This is a genomic window from Mesorhizobium amorphae (assembly GCF_014843845.1).
Lineage (GTDB): Bacteria > Pseudomonadota > Alphaproteobacteria > Rhizobiales > Rhizobiaceae > Mesorhizobium > Mesorhizobium amorphae_A.
Genome location: NZ_JHQS01000129.1, coordinates 89,902 through 106,975 on the forward strand (window position 1 = coordinate 89,902; position 17,074 = coordinate 106,975).

A 17,074-nucleotide genomic window follows, 5' to 3' on the forward strand; every position below is an offset into this window, starting at 1 on the left:
TCTTCATGAAATCTCACGTTAAAGCGGTTGTCATCGGCGGCGGTGTCGTCGGCTGCTCGGTGCTCTACCACCTGGCCAAGGCCGGCTGGACCGACATCATGCTGATCGAGCGTTCGGAGCTGACCTCCGGCTCGTCCTGGCACGCTGCGGGCGGCTTCCACACGCTGAACGGCGATCCCAACGTCGCCAAGCTGCAGGCCTACACGGTCCAGCTCTACAAGGAGATCGAGGAGATTTCCGGCCAGTCCTGCTCGCTGCACCTCACCGGCGGCGTGATGATGGCCGATACGCCGGAGCGCATGGACTTCCTGCGCCTTGCCCACGCCAAGGGCCGCTATCTCGGCATGGACACCGAACTGATCACGCCGTCCGAGGCCAAGGCGATGTTCCCGCTGATGGACGAGAGCAATTTTGTTGGCGCCATGTGGGATCCGGTCGAGGGCCATCTCGACCCGTCCGGCACGACCATCGCCTACTCCAAGGCGGCGAAGAAGCTCGGCGCCGAGATCGTGCTGCGCAACCGCGTCGTCGAACTGACGCAAGAGGTCGACGGCACCTGGAACGTCGTCACCGAGCAAGGCACGGTCAAGGCCGAGCATGTCGTCAATTGCGGCGGCCTGTGGGCGCGCGAGATCGGCCGAATGGTCGGCGTCGAACTGCCGGTCCTGGCCATGGAGCACATGTATCTGCTCACCGAGCCGATGCCGGAGGTCGAGGAATTCAACAAGTCGACCAGCCGCGAGATGATCGGCGTGCTCGACTTCAAGGGCGAGATCTACACCCGCCAGGAGCGCAACGGCATCCTGCTCGGCACCTACGAGAAAGCCTGCAAGCCGTGGTCGCCGGTCAACACGCCCTGGGATTTCGGCCACGAGCTGCTGCAGCCCGACATCGACCGCATCGCGCCGTCGCTGGAGATCGGCTTCAAGCATTTCCCCGGCATCGAAAAGGCCGGCATCAAGCAGATCATCAACGGCCCCTTCACCTTCGCACTCGACGGCAACCCGCTGGTCGGGCCGGTGCAGGGCCTGACCAATTTCTGGTGCGCCTGCGCCGTCATGGCCGGCTTCAGCCAGGGCGGCGGCGTCGGTCTCGCGCTGTCGAACTGGATGGTGCATGGCGATCCCGGCTTCGACGTCTGGGGCATGGATGTCGCGCGCTTCGGCGAATGGGCGAGCCTGCGCTACACCAACGCCAAGGTCCGTGAAAACTATTCGCGCCGTTTCTCGATCCGCTTCCCCAATGAGGAACTGCCCGCCGCTCGGCCGGCGCAGACGACGCCGCTCTACGACACCATGCTGGCCAACAATGCGGTGATGGGCGACTCTTGGGGCCTCGAGACTCCGCTTTGGTTCGCGCCGAAGGGCAAGGAGCCGAAGGACATCGTCTCCTTCCACCGCTCGAACGACTTCGGCCCGATCGGCGACGAAGTGCGCGCCACCCGCGAGCGCGTCGGCGTCACCGAGATCGCCAACTTCGCCAAATACGAAGTCTCCGGACCGGCGGCGGAGGATTTCCTCAATCGTCTGATGACCAACCGCATGCCGAAGACCGGCCGCATCGTGCTGACGCCGATGGTCAACGAGTTCGGCAAGCTGATCGGTGATTTCACCATCGCCAAGGCGGCTGAAGACCGTTTCATGATCTGGGGCTCGTCCGCCGCGCAAAAGTACCACATGCGCTGGTTCGAGAAGCATCTGCCGAAAAATGGTTCTGTCCACATCCACCGCTTCGACCAGACGCTGGTCGGTCTTTCGATCGCCGGGCCGAAATCCCGCGACCTTTTGCAGAAGTTGGTCGATGTCGACATCTCGACCAAGGCATTCCGCTTCATGGATTTCCGCGAAATGGCGGTCGGCGGGGCGCCCTGCATGGTCAACCGCATCACCTATACCGGCGATCTCGGCTACGAAATCTGGATGGCGCCGGCCTATCAGCGCCTGGTCTACAAGGCCATCAAGGACGCCGGCGAGGAATTCGGCCTGGTCGATTTCGGCATGCGCGCGCTTTTGTCGATGCGCCTCGAAAAGAACTTCCCGACCTGGTTCCGCGAGTTGCGGCCGATCTACGGCCCGTTCGAAGGCTCGATGGACCGCTTCATCAAGCTGGAGAAGAACGACTTCATCGGCCGCGAGGCATCGGCGAAGGAGCACGCCGAAGGACCAAAACTGCGCCGCGTCTCCTTCATCGTCGATGCGGCGGACGCCGACGTCATGGGCGACGAACCAATCTGGGCCAAGGTCAGCAAGGATTACGGCACGGTGGAAAAGCCGCATGGCTACGGCGCGCCGCGCTTCGACACGTCAGGCAAGGAAGTGCGCGGCTCCAAGGCCGCCGAAGGCGCTTCCGCCGTGCGCGGCATCGTCGACGGCGACTGGCGCGTCGTCGGCTGGGTCACGTCGGGCGGCTATGCGCACTACGTCCAGAAGTCGATGGCGCAAGGCTATGTGCCGGCAGCCCTTGCCGAGGATGAAAGCGCCGGCCTGTTCGAGATCGAGATCCTCGGCCATCGCCGCCCGGCCCGCATCAATGTCGAAGCACCCTTCGATCCGAGCGGCGAGAAGATGCGGACCTGAGGTTTCGACCATGGACAGCGCGGCGCCAAAGGGAAGCTTCGGCCGGCACCGCAAGATCATGCCGTTCGAGCCAGGCTCGATCGAGGCGCTGCGCGAGGACTCGCGCCAGAAGGCGGCTTCGCTCAACCAGCATGTTCTTGGCTACGGTGCGATTGCCGAAGGCGAGTGGGCAGCGGCAGGCATTGCCGCGCCCGACCTTCCAGCGATGCGAAAATACCGGCTCGAGCGCATCCGCGCCGAGCTGAAGCGCCGCGGCTATGCCGGCGCCCTGCTCTACGATCCCGTCAACATCCGCTATGCCACCGACTCGACCAACATGCAGCTCTGGGTCGCGCACAATCCGACACGGCATTGTTTCGTCGCCACCGAAGGCCCGGTGGTGCTGTTCGACTATTTTTCCTGCGAGCACCTGTCCGACCATTCCGGCGTCGTCGACGAAGTACGCCCGGCCGTGTCGTGGATGTATCTCTACAGCGGTGAACTGACGGAACTGAAAGTGCGCCGCTGGGCCGGCAGCATCGCCGATCTGGTGAAGGAACATGGCGGCGGCAACAGCCGCATCGCGGTCGACCACATCAATCCGGAAGGCGTAGAGGAACTGGCCCGCCTTGGCATCTCCATCGGCAATGGCGAAGCGGTGATGGAGAATGCGCGGCTGATCAAATCATCAGACGAGATCCTCGCCATGCGCCGCGCCATCGTCGCTTGCGAAGCGGCGATGGGCGAGATGGAGCAGGCGCTGAAGCCCGGCATTTCCGAGAACGAACTTTGGGCCGAACTCCACCGCGGCAACATTGCGCGCGGCGGCGAATGGATCGAGACGCGGTTGCTGTCGTCCGGCCCTCGCACCAACCCATGGTTCCAGGAGTGCTCGTCACGCGTCATCGAAGCTGGCGACCTCGTCGCCTTCGACACCGACCTGATCGGCCCTTACGGCTTCTGCGCCGACCTGTCGCGCACCTGGCTTTGCGGCGACGGGAGGCCGACGAACGAGCAGCGTGATCTCTATCGCATCGCCGCAGACCAGATTGCCCAAAACACCGCGCTGATGCAGCCGGGCACGTCCTTCCGCGACCTTGTCGAACGCTCCGCGGTACCGCCTGGCGATTGCTTTCCGACCCGCTACGGCGTGCTCTATCACGGCGTCGGTCTGGCCGACGAGTATCCGACGCTGCCGCATGCGAGCGACTGGACGGCGGATACGCCGGACGGCGTGATCGAACCTGGTATGGTGCTCTGCGTCGAAAGCTATATAGGCCGGCTGGGCGGGCACGAGGGCGTCAAGATCGAGGAGCAGATCCTGATCACCGAGACCGGCAACGAGCAGCTATCGACCTACCCGCTCGACGAGCGGCTGCTGGGCTGAGCCTATCCGAGACCCGCGACAGGCTCGACGAGCGGCTGCTGGGCTGAGCCTATCCGAGACCCGCGACAGCTTCCCGCAAGGCGGCCACCGTCTTCTCCGGCGTCGTCCTGGCGGTGATGAACGGCAGGCCCTTGCGCCGGCCCGTCCAGCCGACGACCTTCACCTGCCGCGCCGCGGGTTCGAAACGTTGCGCCAGCGCCCAGCTCTCGCAGTCGATGGCCGCGACATCCGCCTTGCCCTCGGCGATGGCGACGATCGAGGACCGATGGCCGCCGCTCGGGCTGCGCGAAACGAAGAGGTCGAGGCTCTCGCCCATTGCCTCCAGATCGCGCTTCAGTCCGAGAAAGCCTGACATGGACCCGGTGTCGTTGAAGGTGAAGCGCTTGCCGCGCAGGAGATCGAGCGGGATCAGCGGAGCGCCGTCAACCGGCGACGCAACCGATGGCCTGCCATCCGCCGGCATCACCAGCGCGCTGGAATAGAGCTCGCCCTGCCCGCCTTCATAGGCATCGTAGTTCGGCTGGGCGACAACCTGGACATGCGCGGACAGGCCGAGATCCATCGGCCCCCAGCAGGTCTGCCCGAAGAGCAGCGCCGGGTGCAGCCAGAGCTTGTGAAAGTCCAGTTCGTCCGGCGGCAGCGTCGCCGGATCGGGCGCGATGACCTTGCCCTCGGCGTCGCGAATGCCGCCCGGCACCGGCGGCAGGTCGCCATTGACGCGGGCAAGCGCTTCGGGCGCGTCGATGCCCTTTTTACGGAAGGTGTCGCGCAGCAACACCCATTGCGCGTCGACCTCGCCGCGCATTTCGGGCCAGTCATACATCGGCAAAGCCGCAACGAATTCACTCATGCCGGGATTGGACCGCTATTGTTGGAAACTGACGATGCGAGCTGCCTCGCATCGCCGCCGGCAATGCCGCAGAAATCATTCCTTCGGCGGTTCGGCGGGAACAGGCGCGCTGCCAAGCCCGGAGACGCTGCGCGCCCTGACGCGTGGCTTGAACGCGCGGCCCGGCTCCGGCGCGCGCCGCAGCACCGGGTGGACGATCGGCTCCTTGGCCTTGAAGGCATAGGCCTTGAGCAGCGCGAAATAGTTCGGATAGGCATAGCCGTTGTTCATCCGCAGCCACTCGTCGCGACGGTCGCGAAACAGCTTCGGCAGCCGGTACCAGGCCACTGTCGGGCTCTTGTGATGAACGAAATGCAGATTGTTGTTGAGGAACAGGAAGGACAGCGGCGAGCGCTCGACGATCACCGTGCGGCCCTCGGGATGTTCCGACCACTGGTGTTCGGCATAGGTGCGGATCGAAATCAGCGACTGGCCGAGCCATACCGGCACCAGAATGTAGAGCCAGATCGGAATGCCGAAGCCGAACTGGACGACCGGCAACACCACGGCAAGTCCGATGGCGTGCAGCAGCCAAGCTTTGCGGATCGTCTTGTCGCCGGCCAGCATCTGCTTGGCGTCGTCGATGAAGAAGCCGACGCAGGACAGCCAGGGACCGAGGAAGAAGCGGCCAACCATGGTGTTGTTGATCTTGAGCAGGAATTTCATCGCCGGCGGCAAGTCGTCGTGGTGCCAGAGCGCCTTATAATAGCTTTCGGGATCGTCGAGCGGATCGGTCAGCCGCTCGTCCGCGTGATGCCGCAGATGAATGGTCTTGAACCGGCGGAACGGCCAGACAAGGCCGATCGGCAGGAAGACGAAGGCCTCGTTGACCCGTGCGTTGCGAGTCGGATGACCGTGCAACACTTCGTGCATGATCGATGATTGCAGAGCGGCGGTAGAAGCCAGGATGGCGAGGGCAAGGATCGGATAGGAGGGCCAGACAAGGAAGCCGGCCACGAGCCAGACACCGTAACAGAAAAGGGTGAGAAACACGGTCGGCCATTCGATGGCCGGTGTACTGCTGCGTCTCTTGCCTATGCTCGTCATGCTATCGACCACTGCCTTTCAGTCGCCGGAACCCCTCTGATTCCTGACAGCATTGTGTCAGGAGTGTTAGGTTGCAGCAACGCGACAATGCGCACAAACTGTTGAGACTGCGCATTTTCGGCCCCACATGTTATACATTGTAAACAGCGACGAGGATTCATTTACGCCTGAGACGCGATCCTGGCGGCCCAAGAGCAATTTTTTCCTCCCTCATACTGGAGCGAAACTATGGACAAACGTGACCTGTCGACGATCTTCCGCGAGCGCCTGAAAATGCTCTTGACACGCTCCGATCTGAACCAGTCGGCCTTCGCAACGGCGGTCGGCATTGACCGTTCGGCGCTATCGCAGCTCCTCTCAGGCGCCTCGACCCGCCTGCCCCGCGCCGAAACGCTGCTTAACATCGCCGCCGAGTTCAAAGTGTCGCTGGACTGGCTGCTCGGGCTCAGCCAGGACGAGGGCGTCACCGGCGAAATCCGCGAGAGCCTGGAGATCGAGGAAGCCCCCGACGGCTTCGACCGCACGCTGCTCGCCAAATGGCATGCCGAGGCCGCGGGCACCAAGATACGCTACGTGCCGGCCGGCATTCCGGACCTGCTGCGCACCGAAGCGCTGGTCGACTACGAGGCCGGCATCACCAACAAGAGCCGCGAGGCGCAGGCCGGCGAGACGCAGTACCGCATCGACTACAACCGGCGGCCGGAGACCGACATGGAAGTCTGCATGCCTCGCCACACGCTGGAGATCTTTGCGCGCGGCCTTGGTGTGTGGGATCGTTTCCCCGAGACCGACCGCCGCCAGCAGCTCCTGCACATGGCGACGCTGCTCGACGACCTCTACCCGACATTCCGCCTGTTCCTCTATGACGGGCGCATGCGCTATTCGATCCCCTACACCATTTTTGGACCCTATCGCGCCGCCATCTATGTCGGCGACATGTATCTGGTGCTGAACGCGACGCAGCCGATCCGCACCTTGACCAGCCATTTCGACAATCTGATCCGCGCCGCCGACATCAATGCCCATGAATCGGCTGCCTTCGCGCAAAGGCTGGCCGACATGCGATTTTGATGACAAGCGGCCCGCTTCGAGATTGACGACATATAAAGAGTTCTTTATATCGTTATCTCATAGATATCCTGGAAGGCGTATGCCATCATGACCAATCCGATCGAAGCGCTGCTTGCCGAAAAAGGCGTTCTGCTCGCCGATGGCGCCACCGGCACCAATTTGTTCGCCATGGGGCTCGAGGCCGGCGAGGCACCGGAACTGCTGAACGAAACTGCGCCGGCCACCATCACCAGCCTGCACCAGAACTTCGTCGATGCCGGCGCTGACATCATCCTGACCAATTCCTTCGGCGGCACCCGCCACCGGCTGAAGCTGCATCATGCGCAGGACCGCGTGCATGCGCTGAACAAGCGCGCCGCCGAGATCGCCCGCGCGGTGGCAGACAAGGCCGGCCGCAAGGTGATCGTCGCCGGCTCGGTCGGACCGACCGGCGAACTTCTGGTGCCGCTCGGCGCCATGACCTATGACGAGGCGGTCGACGCCTTTGCCGAACAGATCGAAGGTCTCAAGGACGGCGGCGCCGAAGTCGCCTGGATCGAGACCATGTCGGCGCCGGACGAGATCCGCGCCGCCGCCGAAGCGGCGATCCGCGTCGGCCTGCCCTACACCTATACCGGCTCCTTCGACACCGCCGGCCGCACCATGATGGGCCTGCTGCCGAAGGACATCCACGGCGTCGTCGACGGACTTTCGCAAAACCCGCTCGGCGTCGGCGCCAATTGCGGTGTCGGCGCGTCCGATATCCTCGCTTCGCTGCTCGACATGACCGAGGCGAAGCCGGAAGCGACGGTGATCGTCAAGGGCAATTGCGGCATTCCGGAATTCCGCGGCACCGAGATCCACTATTCCGGCACGCCGGAGCTGATGGCCGACTATGTCCGGCTCGCCGTCGATGCCGGCGCAAAGATCGTCGGCGGCTGCTGCGGCACCTCGTTCCAGCATCTTGCCGCCATGCGCAAGGCGCTCGACGCACACACCAAAGCAGGCCGGCCGACCGTCGAAACGATCGTCGAGCGCATTGGCCCGATGCGCAACAAGGTGGCGACCGCAAACACCGCCGAGACCAGCGAAGCCCGCCGCGAACGGCGTCGCGGCCGGGCCTGATCCAATCGGCCTGACTGTTCGCTGTTTATTCGCTGTTTTCGGCGTAGCTCGACTGAGCCGACTTGAGATCCGTACCGGCCGCATCGCTGCGCATCGTCATCAGGGCTCCCGACGACTGAGGGTCGCTGATCTGCTCCAGCATGACCCGGAAGCGGTCATTGTTCAGTGCCGACATCGCGGTGTTCCTGGCGGCGGCGACGTCATCGCTGATGCGTCTGACTTCCGGCGAAGGCGCCTGCGAAGCGGTCGACTGAACGTCCCGTGCAGCCGGCATTGAAGTCGCAATGTCTCTGATCAGCAATTCCGGCCCCCACAAGCCCGTACATTAGCCCTGCATAACAAGAGGGAATTGCGATCCTGTTCCGGAAATGCCGCGCAATTTAACGAATTCGCTCGAGGCGTTGGGATCTGTTGAGATTCAGGTCAGGCCGAGCCGAGAATGGTGGTTTCCGAGAACCGGCGCGGAGCGTATTTAAAGTACGTGAGCACCGGAAGCGCAGGGAACCTCCATTCGCAGGCCGGCATCACCTGAATATCAATAGATCCGAAAAAAGGCCGGCAAGGTTTCCCTCGCCGGCCTGCCTCACCCGCCCGTAGGCCGGTTCCCCCTATCAGAACGATCTCGTCTGAATGGAACCGGCCCTCATTGCCACTACCGGTTACCGCCCAGCGCCGAGGCAAGGCGCACAAGCGACAGGAATTCCGACCTGTACCCAAACGGGTCGGCTCCTCGGGCGGCGGTGGCAATCTCCATGATCTTGTCGTAACCGAACTTCGCGGTCGCATCCTCGTCGCGCAGCTTCTGGCCGAAGGCTGCGACAGCGACGGAGAAGCGCTGGTCGGTGCCGGCCTGGTCGAAGGACGCGACCTCATTGGCCGAGGTGACCGGCGTCGTGATCAGCTTCGAAACGTCCTCATTGGGCAGCTTGTAGCGGATCTTGACGAAGGCATATTCGTCCGCATTGGCGACGCCGCCATTGTTCACCGTTGCCTCGCCATAGCGCAGCGGGTCGATCTGCTCACCGCCGCTGCCCTTCGGCGTGATCTCATAGATCGCCGTCACCGAATGGCCGGAACCGATGTCGCCCGCATCGACGCGATCGTTGTTGAAGTCCTCGCGATTGAGCGCGCGGGTTTCATAGCCGATCAGCCGGTACTCCGAGACCCTGTTCGGATTGAACTCGACCTGGATCTTCACATCCTTGGCGATGGTGAACAGCGTCGAGGACGCATCCTCGACGAGGACCTTCTCGGCCTCGGCGAGCGTGTCGATATAGGCGGCGGTGCCGTTACCGTTCTGGGCGATGGTCTGCATCATCTGGTCGTTCAAATTGCCGCGGCCGAAGCCGAACACCGACAGGAAGACGCCGGTCTTGCGCTCCTGCTCGATCAACCGCTTCAGGTCGTCGTCATCTGTCTGCCCGACATTGAAGTCGCCGTCTGTGGCGAGCATCACACGGTTGACGCCGTCCTTGACGAAGGATTTCTGCGCCAGCCTGTAGGCTTCCTTGATACCCGCTTCACCGGCTGTGCTGCCGCCGGGCGTCAAGGTGTCGATGGCATGGAGGATCTTGTCCTTCTCGGTAACCTTGGTCGGCTCCAGGACGGTGCCGGCGTCGCCTGCATAGGTGACGATCGAGACCGTGTCGTCGGGCTTCAGCTTGCTGACCAGCAGGCGGAAGGCCGACTGCAAGAGCGGCAGCTTGTCCTGTTCGTTCATCGAGCCCGACACGTCGATCAGGAACACCAGATTGGCCTTGGGCTGCTCGACCGACTTGACGTCAAAGCCCTTGATGGCGACGTGCATCAGCTTGGTGTGCTCGTTCCAAGGCGTCGGCATGACGCTGACGGTCGAGTTGAACGGCGTCGATGCGGAGTCCGGCCCCTTCCAGTCATAGGGGAAGTAGTTGACCATCTCCTCGACCCGGACCGTATCGGCTTGCGGCAGGTAACCTTCCTTCAGCGAGCGCCGCACGAAAGAATAGGAGGCGGTGTCGACGTCGATCGAGAAGGTCGAAACCGGATCCTCGAGTGCGGCATGCACCGGATTGGTCTTAAAGTCCTCGACACGATCGTTGTTTTCCTGTTGCGGCAGCAACTGATCTACGGGCGCGGTCGACGGCTGCACCATCAACTTGGACTCGGCCGCCGTGCCAGGCATGCGGCCCCGCCCGGAATCCGCGGGGGCTGCAGCGCCACCATCGAGGGCAACCACGCCGTTGGCCGTCGGCGCAGGCGCCGGCTCGGTGCGCTGAAGCGAATGCTGCCGCGTCAGGCCGCCGACCTCGTTCGCTTCGGATTTCGGCTGCGAGGCCGGCGCGACCAGCGCTTCCGCAGCATCGCGGCTTTCGCTGTCGGTGTCTTTCTTCAGCTTGTCGGCCTCGGCAGGCACCGGCTTCACCGTCGCCGGCCCGTTGGTCGCCGGCTTGTCGGCCAGCGTCTCCGTGATCTTCTCGTCGCCGGCGAATGTCGACGGCTGTTCCCTCAGCATGTGGAAGGTGGCGTATCCGGCGATCGGCAAGGCGACGAGCCCGGCAAGGGCCGGCGTGGCGATGAGTTTCTTTTGCATGATCTCTCTCCAGAGCTTTTGTGCTCGCTCTGTGAGACGAAGCCCGCCAACCGATCCTTGGGCGGCGGCAAATTTTTTTTCTTCCAGGTCATAGGCGCGCATGGCGGCCGCGAAGGCGCGCGCCTTCGCATCCTCACCGGGTGCCGGTGCTGCGATGTCGCGCAGCCTCTCGAGTTCGTTGTCGTCGACCATGGTCACACTTCCCCGGCTGAACGCATCAAGATCTTCAGCCGTTTCTTCGCTTCATGGATGTGCCAGGAAACCGTCGTCTCCGAGATCGCCATCGCCTCGGCGGCGGCCGCGTGGCTCAAGCCTTCGCCATAGACCAGAAGCACCGCATCGCGCTGCTTGTCCGGCAGCTTGCGCACCGCTACCCACAGCGCCTCGGCCGGATCCTCCGGATCGTCTTCGGCCTCGCCCGAGATCAGCGCGTGCACGCCGTAAGCTTCGGTCTTTGCGGTGTCGCGGGCGGTCTTGCGCATCATGTCACGCGCCGCGTTCAGCGTCATGGTGTAGAGCCATGTCGTGAAGGCGCCGCGGCCTTGATAGTCGCGGATCGCGCGGCCGAGCCTGACACAGACTTCCTGGGCGATATCCTCGGCGTCGGCCTTCCTGCCGCACCAGCGATAGGCGGCGCGATAGACGAAGCCGTAGTGCCTTTCGAGCAATTTGCCGAAAGCACCCCTGTCTCCGCCCTTCGCCCGCCCGATCAATTCGGCGTCGGAGGCTTCGCTTTTGTCGAGCATCATCGCCATCATTTGCCTGTTGGACGCAGGCTAATGGCGATTCCTTGGGGTGATGGAAAGATTTTTTTCGGAAACGGTCGGGTCGTGTCCAAGTCCAGCCCAGAACCCGTTCCCCCTTGACTCATCCATATCCCGACAGTTATACGTCAATCAATAGCCAGAAGGTTATCGATCACAGATGCCGAACGCTCATGATGTCCTCTTCAGAACCCTGGCCGATCCGACCCGGCGCGCTATCTTCGAGCGCCTGTGCCGGGAAGGAGAGCAGACGGTCGGCGCACTGACGTCTAAATCCGGAGTCTCGCAACCAGCCGTCTCAAAGCATCTCGGCCTTCTGAGGCAGGCCGGGCTGGTGCGCGACCGCCATGAAGGACGACAGACCCACTATAGTGCCCAGCTCGGCGCGCTTTCGCCGCTGATCGACTGGACAAGCCAGATGGCCGGGTTCTGGGAAACCCGGTTCGACGACCTCGAAGACCTGCTTAAAAGAATGGACCAATGACCAATACTGCGAACGAAACCCTCGCCGTCATTGTCGAACGTGAAATCCCTTTTCCGCCGGAAAAAATCTGGCGCGCGCTCACCCAACCGCACCTGATCGAGGAGTGGCTCATGAAGAACAGCTTCAAGCCGGTCGTGGACCATCGTTTCAGTCTCAGCGCGGACTGGGGCGCCGTCGACTGCCAGGTCCAGACAGTCGAGCCCAACAAGACGCTGTCCTACACGTGGGACACCAAGGATCTCGAGAGCGTGGTCACCTGGACGCTCACGCCGACGAGTACGGGGACCCATTTGCGCATGGAGCAGACCGGCTTCCGGCCGGATCAGCAGCCATACTACCGGGGCGCCACGGTCGGGTGGCAGAGGTTTTTTGCGGCCCTGGAGCAGGTCCTGGTGCGGATAGACTGAAGTCTGCCGGCACAATTCATGGCCACCTGTGTTCACGGAGCGGTACACCGCGCCCGAGACCAATGGAGGAAACGCGATCAATGGAGGAGAGACGATGAAGATCAAGCTGGCCAGCGTCTACGTGGACGACCAGGAAAAAGCTCTTGGCTTCTACACCGACGTGCTGGGCTTCACCAAGAAGGCCGATTTCAGCAACGGTCCGTATCGCTGGCTGACCGTGGCTTCACCTGACGAGCCTGAAGGAACCGAGCTGCAGCTGGCGCTCAACGACAATCCGGCGGCCAAGGCCTACCAGCAGGCCATATTCAAGCAGGGCCAGCCCGCGGTGATGTTCTTCACCGACGACGTCAAGGGCGACTACGAGCGCATCAAGGGGCGCGGCGCCGGTTTCGCCATGCCGCCTACCGAAGTGACCGGCTCGACCATAGCCCAGCTGAACGACACCTGCGGCAACCTCGTCCAGATCACTCAGCTGGCGCGCTGGTAGGGCGGCCCGACGTTCGTTTTATTAGAGGAGGCCGCATTGAACTTTAGCAAGTGGATTCGCCAGATTCACCGCTGGCTGTCGATCATCTTTACGCTGACCGTCATCGCCAACTTCGTCGCCATGGGATTGGGGGAGCCTCCCGCCTGGCTGGTCTATTCGCCGCTCCTGCCGCTCTTTCTGCTGCTGTTTTGCGGCCTGTACATGTTCGTGTTGCCATATGTCGCCAGGTCGACTGACGAGCAACGCGCGGGCGGATAGGAGGCACGATGGCCAAGGCGCACACACAATCGGCGAAAGCCGCCGTTAAGCAGACCTCGGCAAAGCCGGCCCTGCTCTCGGGTGGCAATCCGCAGATCGCGAAGGCCTATGGCGACGCCCCCGTGCAGGCCTACATCGCGGCCATGCCGGGCTGGAAGAGCGACGTCGGCCGCCGTCTCGATGCGCTCATCGAGCGCACCGTCTCTGGCGTGCACAAGGCAGTCAAATGGAACTCGCCGCTCTATGGCATCGAGGGCCAGGGCTGGTTCCTCGGCCTCCATTGCTTCACGAAATACATCAAAGTGGCTTTCTTCCGCGGCGCGTCGCTGCATCCCGTCCCGCCTGGCGCCTCCAAGACCAAGGAAACGCGCTACCTCGACATCCACGAGCACGACGAGCTCGACGAAGCCCAGTTTGCCGATTGGGTAAAACAAGCCAGCCAATTGCCCGGCGAACGAATGTGAGCGGCGCGACAACAAAGGAGGAATCGACGACACCATGAAGAAGAGCGGCTCGACGGAAGGAACCGGTGGGAAGTCTCCCTCTCAGCTCATCGATGCGAGAATCGAAGAGCTGGGTGATTGGCGCGGCGAGATGCTTGCAAGGCTGCGAACGCTCATCAAGCAGGCCGACCCCGAAGTGGTCGAGGAATGGAAATGGCGCGGCGTTCCGGTGTGGGAGCATGGCGGCATGATCTGCACCGGCGAGACCTACAAGGCTGTCGTCAAGATGACCTTTGCCAAGGGCGCGGCGCTGGAAGACCCATCCGGTCTCTTCAACTCCAGCCTCGAAGGCAACACCAGGCGCGCCATCGACTTCCATGAAGGCGAGACGATCAACGAGGAAGCCCTAAAGGCGCTCATCCGCGCCGCCGTGGCCTTGAACATGTCGGTGCGACGTCGATGAAACGGGGCTACCCTAAAGTTTCCGCAAACAGTGTGATCAACCGCTTCCAATGGCGCTCGGCGCCAGCAGCGTCATGGACGCTGTGGTCCGGCACGCACCAGCCATGCGCCATGCCGACATAGTTCTCGATGACATGGTCGACTTCCGCCACCCGCAATGCCTCGACCAGTCGCGCCGACTGTTCCGGCGGGAAGCTGCGGTCGATACCCGATGTGCCGACATAGACACGCGCCTTGATCGACGCCGCCTTGCGATGCGGGCTATCGGGAGCGTCGCTGGCCAGATTGCCGCCATGGAAACTGGCCGCGGCAACGATGCGATCGGGATATGTCGCCGCAGCATTCAGCGCCCGCGCGCCGCCCATGCAATAGCCGACGACGCCGACCGGCCCGGTGACACCTTCAGCAACCAGCGCATCGAGGAATGCCCTGCCGTCGCGAATGGTCATGTCCTGCGTCGTACCGCCGCTCAAGGCCGACAGCGCAGCCTTGCTCTCCTCCTTGGCAAAAGCCGTCTTGGGATCGAACGGGCCATAGGGCACGTTGCGATAGAAGAGATCGGGCACCAGCACGGCGTAGCCATTCCCGGCGAGGCGCTCGGCCATCTGGTCGAGCGCCGGACGCGGGCCGAAAATATCCATGTAGAGGATGACGCCGGCCTTGGCTGGAGCCGCCGGACGAAACAGCCCCCGCTCTGGCCGTGCCGTCCTGCGTCTTGATCTCAATATCCTGCTTCGCCATCACGCGCTCCGTTGCCTTGCTGCGCGATACATATCCGCGCGAGCCTTCACGGCAAGTCATAAGCTGGCCGTCCCATTCAAGATTTCGTGCGGGAGGAAGGATCTAGAGGTCGGCGAAACTCGCCATGTGAAAAGCCTGAACGTCGGGGGGATAGCGATAGGCCGTGCCGTAGGGACAGGCGTTGCGGTCGAGGCACCCGCCCGTCCGGCACGGTTTGCCATTCGCTCCCCGCACATGTGCGAGACATGCGTGATAGGCAAATCCATCCAGGGAATAGGCGTCGACCGGACAGGATTTCAGGCAAGGCTTTTCGACACATGCGTCGCAAAGGTGAATCGCTTCCTGAACTTCCGGAAGCGCGATCTCATCCTCGAACAGCAGCGCGCCGCGATAGGCATGCCATAGCCCGTACTGCGGATGCATGAGGATGCCGAGCGGCGACGGCTTTAGCTTCTCCGCCCGCATCGCCCATTGCTGGAACGGCAGATAGGGCCGGTCGGAAGGCGAGACGGCACGCGCGCCAAAATCTTTCGCGACCGCGCCAATCACCTCGCGCGCCCAGGTGTCGAGCGGGTTGGTCATGGTCTGCGGTTGATTCCCGCGCCAGCGCAGGAAATGCGGCCACGGCGCAGCGCCCGCCTGCCCCACCAGGAGGGCAGATTTGGCCGACAGGCCTGTCGGCCCGGAAGGGGCCGCCTCGCCATCGGCGAAGATGAAGCCGCCGCGCAGGATCAGGCCGTCATGCGCCAGCGTCGATATGATGCTTTTGATCGTGGCGCGCAAACATCATCCCTTCTTGTCCGGGTCGGAGAAAGCGCTCCGCCAGACTTCCTTGTGGATGATGTTGGCGACTTTAGCCCCGCCTGACTCGGGCTCCTTTCAGGTGAAGGCGTCGGGCATCGACCCCTTCTTCCTGGCGATGAAGTCCTTCAGCCCGTCATCGATGCCCTGATCGAGATGCGGCGCCTCATAGGTCTCCAGCCAGCGGCGGGCGAGTTCGTTGGCGCGCTGCGGCGCCGTCTTCTGGCCCTCGGCCAGCCACTGTTCGTAGGAATTGTTGTCGGCGATGCTGGAGCGGTAGAAAGCGGTCTGGAAATTGGCCTGCGTGTGGTCGCAGCCGAGATAGTGGCTGCCCGGACCGACTTGGCGGATGGCGTCCATCGCCTGGCCGTTCTCCGACAGGTCGACGCCCTCGGAAAACTTCTGCGTCATGCCGAGCTGGTCGATATCCATCATGAACTTTTCGTAGCAGGAGGCCAGCCCGCCTTCGAGCCAGCCGGCCGAATGCAGCACGAAATTGGTGCCGGCAAGGATGGTCGAATTCAGCGTGTTGGCGCTTTCATAGGCGGCCTGCGCGTCCGGTATCTTCGAGGCGCAGAGCGAGCCGCCGGTGCGGAACGGCAGGCCGAGCCGGCGGGCGAGCTGTGCGGCGCCATAGGACACCAGCGACGGCTCCGGCGTGCCGAAGGTCGGCGCGCCCGACTGCATCGAGATCGACGAGGCGAAGGTGCCGAACAGCACCGGCGAGCCGGGACGGATCAACTGCGTGAACGAGGCGCCGGCCAGCACCTCAGCCAGCACCTGCGTCAGCGTGCCGGCGACCGTAACCGGGCTCATCGCGCCGGCCAGGATGAAGGGCGTGACGATGCAGGCCTGGTTGTGGCGCGAATAGACTTTCAGCGCGCCGAGCATCGTCTCGTCGAACACCATCGGCGAGTTGGCATTGATCAGGCTGGTCAGCACCGTGTTGTTCTCGACGAAATCGTCGCCGAACACGATCTTGGCCATGGCAACCGTATCTTCGGCCCGCTCCGGCGCCGTCACCGAGCCCATGAACGGTTTGTCCGAGTAGCGGATGTGGCTGTAGACCATGTCGAGATGGCGCTTGTTGACCGGCACGTCGACCGGCTCGCACACCGTGCCGCCCGAATGGTGGATCGACGGCGCCATATAGGCGAGCTTCACGAAATTCTGGAAATCCTCGATCGTCGCGTAGCGGCGGTTGCCGTCGAGGTCGCGCACGAAGGGCGGCCCGTAGACCGGCGCGAAGACGGTGGCGTTGCCGCCGATCTGCACCGAGCGCTCGGGGTTGCGGGCATGCTGGGTGTAGATCGACGGCGCGGTCTTGAGCAGCGAGCGGCAGAGCCCCTTGGGGAAATGCACGCGCTCGCCCTTGACGTCGGCACCGGCCTCTTTCCAGAGCTGCAGCGCTTCGGCATCATCACGGAAGATGATGCCGATCTCTTCCAGCACCGTGTCGGTGTTCTTCTCGATGAGCGCCAGGCCTTCCTCGTCCAGCACCTCATAGATTTTGATCTTGCGCTTGATGTAGGTGAGCTGGGTGCCTGGGCCGCCGCCCGAGCGCGCCGCCCGCCGGGCAGCCGCTCCGCCGCTGGCGCCGCGCCC

Annotated in this window: 17 protein-coding genes and 1 pseudogene; 10 read left to right on the plus strand and 8 right to left on the minus strand. The window is 63.2% G+C overall.

Annotated features, from left to right (window positions below):
• Nucleotides 1-5 precede the first annotated feature (5 nt).
• Together DH08_RS34035 and DH08_RS34040 are read left to right on the plus strand one after the other, a co-directional pair.
• Complete coding sequence (locus tag DH08_RS34035; RefSeq protein ID WP_192183576.1) at nucleotides 6-2,576, plus strand: GcvT family protein; 2,571 nt, start codon at nucleotides 6-8, stop codon at nucleotides 2,574-2,576.
• Nucleotides 2,577-2,586: 10 nt separating this feature from the next.
• Nucleotides 2,587-3,942, plus strand: coding sequence for a M24 family metallopeptidase (locus tag DH08_RS34040; RefSeq protein ID WP_192183577.1), 1,356 nt, complete (start codon nucleotides 2,587-2,589; stop codon nucleotides 3,940-3,942).
• Nucleotides 3,943-3,991: 49 nt separating this feature from the next.
• On the opposite strand, the gene DH08_RS34045 is transcribed toward DH08_RS34040, so the two are convergent.
• Entirely contained in the window at nucleotides 3,992-4,792 is an 801-nt protein-coding gene (locus DH08_RS34045; protein ID WP_192183578.1) for a phosphate/phosphite/phosphonate ABC transporter substrate-binding protein, read from the minus strand.
• A gap of 75 nt (nucleotides 4,793-4,867) precedes the next feature.
• Nucleotides 4,868-5,878: a fatty acid desaturase gene (locus DH08_RS34050; protein ID WP_192183579.1), complete on the minus strand. Its 1,011-nt coding sequence runs from the start codon at nucleotides 5,876-5,878 to the stop codon at nucleotides 4,868-4,870.
• 228 nt (nucleotides 5,879-6,106) lie between these two features.
• Between DH08_RS34050 and DH08_RS34055 the strand changes: the two genes are divergently transcribed.
• Both DH08_RS34055 and bmt read left to right on the plus strand, forming a co-directional pair.
• A complete protein-coding gene (locus tag DH08_RS34055; RefSeq protein ID WP_006203356.1) occupies nucleotides 6,107-6,949 on the plus strand; it encodes a helix-turn-helix domain-containing protein in 843 nt (280 codons plus the stop codon).
• Between the two features lie 87 nt (nucleotides 6,950-7,036).
• Nucleotides 7,037-8,053 carry a betaine--homocysteine S-methyltransferase gene (gene bmt / locus DH08_RS34060; RefSeq protein ID WP_192183580.1) on the plus strand — a complete coding sequence of 339 codons (1,017 nt, stop codon included), beginning with the start codon at nucleotides 7,037-7,039 and terminating at the stop codon, nucleotides 8,051-8,053.
• A 25-nt stretch (nucleotides 8,054-8,078) separates the two neighbouring features.
• On the opposite strand, the gene DH08_RS34065 is transcribed toward bmt, so the two are convergent.
• From DH08_RS34065 to DH08_RS34075, 3 genes are all read right to left on the minus strand, one after another.
• Nucleotides 8,079-8,327 carry a hypothetical protein gene (locus DH08_RS34065; RefSeq protein ID WP_192183581.1) on the minus strand — a complete coding sequence of 83 codons (249 nt, stop codon included), beginning with the start codon at nucleotides 8,325-8,327 and terminating at the stop codon, nucleotides 8,079-8,081.
• Nucleotides 8,328-8,705: 378 nt separating this feature from the next.
• Nucleotides 8,706-10,814: a VWA domain-containing protein gene (locus DH08_RS34070; RefSeq protein ID WP_192183582.1), complete on the minus strand. Its 2,109-nt coding sequence runs from the start codon at nucleotides 10,812-10,814 to the stop codon at nucleotides 8,706-8,708.
• A 2-nt stretch (nucleotides 10,815-10,816) separates the two neighbouring features.
• Nucleotides 10,817-11,377: an RNA polymerase sigma factor gene (locus DH08_RS34075; protein WP_192183583.1), complete on the minus strand. Its 561-nt coding sequence runs from the start codon at nucleotides 11,375-11,377 to the stop codon at nucleotides 10,817-10,819.
• Between the two features lie 169 nt (nucleotides 11,378-11,546).
• Here DH08_RS34075 and DH08_RS34080 point away from each other — a divergent pair, with 169 nt between their 5' ends.
• The 6 genes from DH08_RS34080 to DH08_RS34105 all read left to right on the plus strand — a co-directional run bounded on the left by DH08_RS34080 (nucleotide 11,547) and on the right by DH08_RS34105 (nucleotide 13,928).
• Nucleotides 11,547-11,870, plus strand: coding sequence for an ArsR/SmtB family transcription factor (locus tag DH08_RS34080; protein ID WP_192183584.1), 324 nt, complete (start codon nucleotides 11,547-11,549; stop codon nucleotides 11,868-11,870).
• The gene (locus tag DH08_RS34085) at nucleotides 11,867-12,277 is read left to right on the plus strand and encodes an SRPBCC family protein (protein WP_192183585.1); all 411 of its coding nucleotides are present in this window, start codon (nucleotides 11,867-11,869) and stop codon (nucleotides 12,275-12,277) included. Before DH08_RS34080 ends, DH08_RS34085 begins: the two co-directional genes overlap by 4 nt.
• Nucleotides 12,278-12,371: 94 nt before the next feature.
• Nucleotides 12,372-12,764: a VOC family protein gene (locus tag DH08_RS34090; protein ID WP_192183586.1), complete on the plus strand. Its 393-nt coding sequence runs from the start codon at nucleotides 12,372-12,374 to the stop codon at nucleotides 12,762-12,764.
• 36 nt (nucleotides 12,765-12,800) lie between these two features.
• Nucleotides 12,801-13,022: a hypothetical protein gene (locus tag DH08_RS34095; protein ID WP_192183587.1), complete on the plus strand. Its 222-nt coding sequence runs from the start codon at nucleotides 12,801-12,803 to the stop codon at nucleotides 13,020-13,022.
• Between the two features lie 8 nt (nucleotides 13,023-13,030).
• A complete protein-coding gene (locus DH08_RS34100; RefSeq protein WP_192183588.1) occupies nucleotides 13,031-13,486 on the plus strand; it encodes a DUF1801 domain-containing protein in 456 nt (151 codons plus the stop codon).
• A gap of 34 nt (nucleotides 13,487-13,520) precedes the next feature.
• On the plus strand, nucleotides 13,521-13,928 hold the full coding sequence (locus DH08_RS34105; RefSeq protein ID WP_192183589.1) for a DUF1801 domain-containing protein: 408 nt from the start codon (nucleotides 13,521-13,523) through the stop codon (nucleotides 13,926-13,928).
• 7 nt (nucleotides 13,929-13,935) lie between these two features.
• Here the strand turns inward: DH08_RS34105 and DH08_RS34110 are convergent.
• The 3 genes and pseudogenes from DH08_RS34110 to DH08_RS34120 form a co-directional block, all read right to left on the minus strand.
• Nucleotides 13,936-14,668, minus strand: a pseudogene (locus tag DH08_RS34110) (dienelactone hydrolase family protein).
• Nucleotides 14,669-14,770: 102 nt separating this feature from the next.
• Nucleotides 14,771-15,451 (minus strand): 4Fe-4S dicluster domain-containing protein, encoded by a 681-nt coding sequence (locus DH08_RS34115; RefSeq protein WP_192183590.1) that lies wholly within the window; start codon nucleotides 15,449-15,451, stop codon nucleotides 14,771-14,773.
• 96 nt (nucleotides 15,452-15,547) lie between these two features.
• A partial coding sequence (locus tag DH08_RS34120) for a trimethylamine methyltransferase family protein (RefSeq protein WP_192183591.1) occupies nucleotides 15,548-17,074 on the minus strand: 1,527 nt, incomplete at its 5' end.

Coding starts and splice junctions, on each gene's coding strand:
- DH08_RS34035 (WP_192183576.1), top strand. CDS start 6: ATGAAATCTCACGTTAAAGCGGTTGTCATCGGCGGCGGTGTCGTCGGC.
- DH08_RS34040 (WP_192183577.1), top strand. CDS start 2,587: ATGGACAGCGCGGCGCCAAAGGGAAGCTTCGGCCGGCACCGCAAGATC.
- DH08_RS34045 (WP_192183578.1), bottom strand. CDS start 4,792: ATGAGTGAATTCGTTGCGGCTTTGCCGATGTATGACTGGCCCGAAATG.
- DH08_RS34050 (WP_192183579.1), bottom strand. CDS start 5,878: ATGACGAGCATAGGCAAGAGACGCAGCAGTACACCGGCCATCGAATGG.
- DH08_RS34055 (WP_006203356.1), top strand. CDS start 6,107: ATGGACAAACGTGACCTGTCGACGATCTTCCGCGAGCGCCTGAAAATG.
- bmt (WP_192183580.1), top strand. CDS start 7,037: ATGACCAATCCGATCGAAGCGCTGCTTGCCGAAAAAGGCGTTCTGCTC.
- DH08_RS34065 (WP_192183581.1), bottom strand. CDS start 8,327: ATGCCGGCTGCACGGGACGTTCAGTCGACCGCTTCGCAGGCGCCTTCG.
- DH08_RS34070 (WP_192183582.1), bottom strand. CDS start 10,814: ATGGTCGACGACAACGAACTCGAGAGGCTGCGCGACATCGCAGCACCG.
- DH08_RS34075 (WP_192183583.1), bottom strand. CDS start 11,377: ATGGCGATGATGCTCGACAAAAGCGAAGCCTCCGACGCCGAATTGATC.
- DH08_RS34080 (WP_192183584.1), top strand. CDS start 11,547: ATGCCGAACGCTCATGATGTCCTCTTCAGAACCCTGGCCGATCCGACC.
- DH08_RS34085 (WP_192183585.1), top strand. CDS start 11,867: ATGACCAATACTGCGAACGAAACCCTCGCCGTCATTGTCGAACGTGAA.
- DH08_RS34090 (WP_192183586.1), top strand. CDS start 12,372: ATGAAGATCAAGCTGGCCAGCGTCTACGTGGACGACCAGGAAAAAGCT.
- DH08_RS34100 (WP_192183588.1), top strand. CDS start 13,031: ATGGCCAAGGCGCACACACAATCGGCGAAAGCCGCCGTTAAGCAGACC.
- DH08_RS34105 (WP_192183589.1), top strand. CDS start 13,521: ATGAAGAAGAGCGGCTCGACGGAAGGAACCGGTGGGAAGTCTCCCTCT.